Here is a 2271-nt window from a genome sequence, read left to right on the forward strand (position 1 = left end):
GCCGCGCAAGCGTTTCGGCGCCGCGGCCTCCAGATCGATCAACCCCTCACGCAAGCACAGGCCGGAGGCGCATCCCAGCACCAGGAAGAGGGGAAGGCCCAAGGCCAACGACATGGTATGCGGGGCCAGCGCGGTGGTCGCGTAGCCGAGTGCGGCCAGCAGTGCGCCGGCGGTGCCGGCCTGGGGCCCCCAGCTCCGCGCGCGGGCCAGCACCTGGATCAGCCCGCTGACCCCGTTGACGAGCAGCGTGGCGGTGCCGACGGCCATCGGGGCGGCGAGCCCGGTGTGGACACGGCCGGGGATCGCGACGAACCCCAGTGTCGCCGATGCGAACACCCACGGCGCCAGCGGCATCGCCCAACTCAACGCCCGCCCGGTGCCCTGCCCCGCGGTGGTCGGCGGTTCCCAAACCCGCGCGGTTGGCCGCGCGGTGGTCTCCGCCCCGCGCGCCGCAAGCACCGCGAAGGCCATCGCCGCGATGCCGATCGCGACGGCGACCCCGAACGACAACTGGATGCCGCCCGGACCGGCCTTGACGATCAGGCCCCCCGCGAACGGTCCGATCGCGAAACCGCCCATCAACACCGCACCCGCGGCGGCCGCCCCGGCCGGACCTTTCAGATCGGAGGCCCAGGCGGTGCAGGAACTCATGGCCAGGCCGACACCGAACCCGACGATCAGGCGGCCGAGGAGCAAGATCTCGTACTGCTGCGAGCACAGCATGGCCACCGTGCCGGCCACGGCGGTCGCCGCGCCCGCCAGCGCCACCGGCCGGCGCCCGAACGCATCCGAGGTGCGCCCGCCGACGAGCAGGCCGGGCACCAAGCCCACCGCATAGACCCCGAAGATCGCATCGAGGGTGGCTGGGCTGAGGTGTTGCCGCGCGCTGAGCGCGGGCATCAGCGCGACGAAGTGGTTGGCGACCCAGCCGACGGACAGCAAGAGCACCAGCACGCCGCCGAAGACGGCCCGGTCCGCATCCGGGCGGCCCGCCTTGTCCAGAGCCGCCGCAGGTCGCGACGTTGACCCGTTGGCTACAGACACTGGACGTTTCCCCCTGGCATTCGGCGCGACGAACGCAAACGACGATGCAAACGAGGCAGTTATTCCCGATCGCCGCGGAAATGCACGCCGAGCAACCGGCCCGATCGGCGGGCAAATCTCGTGCGGGGTTTCAAATCGGCCGATTTGGTGTACTGATACCACTACTCGACTCCCAGGGAGGCAAACGATGAAGCAAATCGCGGCCGCGACGCTCGCACTAGCCGTGCTGCTGTCCAGCGCGTGTTCGGCCTCACAGGTGATCAACACCGGCGGCGACACCAAGTGCAAGGACTTCACCTCGCAGGACGAGAAGAAGCAGAACGACGAAGTCAGCAAGATGTTGAAGGACAAGAACGGCACCGACCCGTCCAACGCCGAGATCACCGCCACTCGGCTGTCGGCGGCGACGTACTGCCAGACGCTTGGCAAGCCGGACACCAAGATCTCCGAAGCGCCGCACGGCTGACCTTGATCGCCGTCTAGTGATGGCGCACAGCGGGTTTTAATCATCGGCAACGCAAACCTGGTGGGCGCCGCGCGCGATTCCTAGGCTGCGCGGGTGATGTCGACCAGTCTCGCGCCGGCACGCGTGTCATTGCTTCGCGTCAACCGCACCTTCGGAACGCGCGCCGTGCTGCGCGACGTCGACATCGAGATCGAACCGGGCCAGGTCGTCGCGTTGCTCGGGCCCTCGGGCAGCGGCAAGTCGACGCTGTTGCGACTCGTGGCCGGTCTCGACAAGCCCAGCGCCGGGCGGATCGAGATAGCGGGGAAGGCCGTCCGGGGGGTCGACCCGCGTTGCGCGATGGTTTTCCAGGAGCCGCGCCTGCTGCCGTGGCGATCGCTGGCGGCCAACGTCGCCTTCGGTTTACCGCCTGGCACGGCGCGCGCGAAGGGCACCGGGGAGGTTCAACATTGGCTGAACGTCGTCGGGCTGACCGAGTTCGGTGATCATCGCCCGCGGCAGGTTTCCGGCGGTATGGCACAACGTGCCGGCCTCGCGCGGGCTCTAGCGCGCCGGCCCAGTGTCCTGCTCCTCGACGAGCCGCTCGCGGCCCTGGACGCGTTGACCCGGTTGCGGATGCAGGACCTGCTCGACAGGGTGCAGCACGAGGCGGGCACCACGACGTTGCTGGTGACTCACGACGTCGATGAGGCGGCGATCCTCGCCGACCGCGTGCTCGTGTTGCGCGCCGACCCCACGGGCGCGGCCGGCATCGGCGCGGC

Annotated in this window: 3 protein-coding genes; 2 read left to right on the top strand and 1 reads right to left on the bottom strand. The window is 69.7% G+C overall.

What is annotated here, in order from left to right; translation table 11 throughout:
- Positions 1-1002, bottom strand: a 1002-nt coding sequence (locus A5701_RS05900) for an MFS transporter (protein ID WP_067749785.1), incomplete at its 3' end; no start/stop codon positions are given.
- 229 nt (positions 1003-1231) lie between these two features.
- Between A5701_RS05900 and A5701_RS05905 the strand changes: the two genes are divergently transcribed.
- Both A5701_RS05905 and A5701_RS05910 read left to right on the top strand, forming a co-directional pair.
- Positions 1232-1510: a hypothetical protein gene (locus tag A5701_RS05905; RefSeq protein ID WP_067749783.1), complete on the top strand. Its 279-nt coding sequence runs from the start codon at positions 1232-1234 to the stop codon at positions 1508-1510.
- A gap of 123 nt (positions 1511-1633) precedes the next feature.
- Positions 1634-2271: ABC transporter ATP-binding protein (locus tag A5701_RS05910; RefSeq protein ID WP_197499140.1), on the top strand; the 638-nt coding region annotated here is incomplete at its 3' end.

It is taken from the genome of Mycobacterium sp. E3305, assembly GCF_001666785.1.
GTDB lineage: Bacteria > Actinomycetota > Actinomycetes > Mycobacteriales > Mycobacteriaceae > Mycobacterium.

Excerpts from the sequence above, each read along its gene's own strand:
- A5701_RS05905 (WP_067749783.1), top strand. The coding sequence starts at position 1,232 with ATGAAGCAAATCGCGGCCGCGACGCTCGCACTAGCCGTGCTGCTGTCC.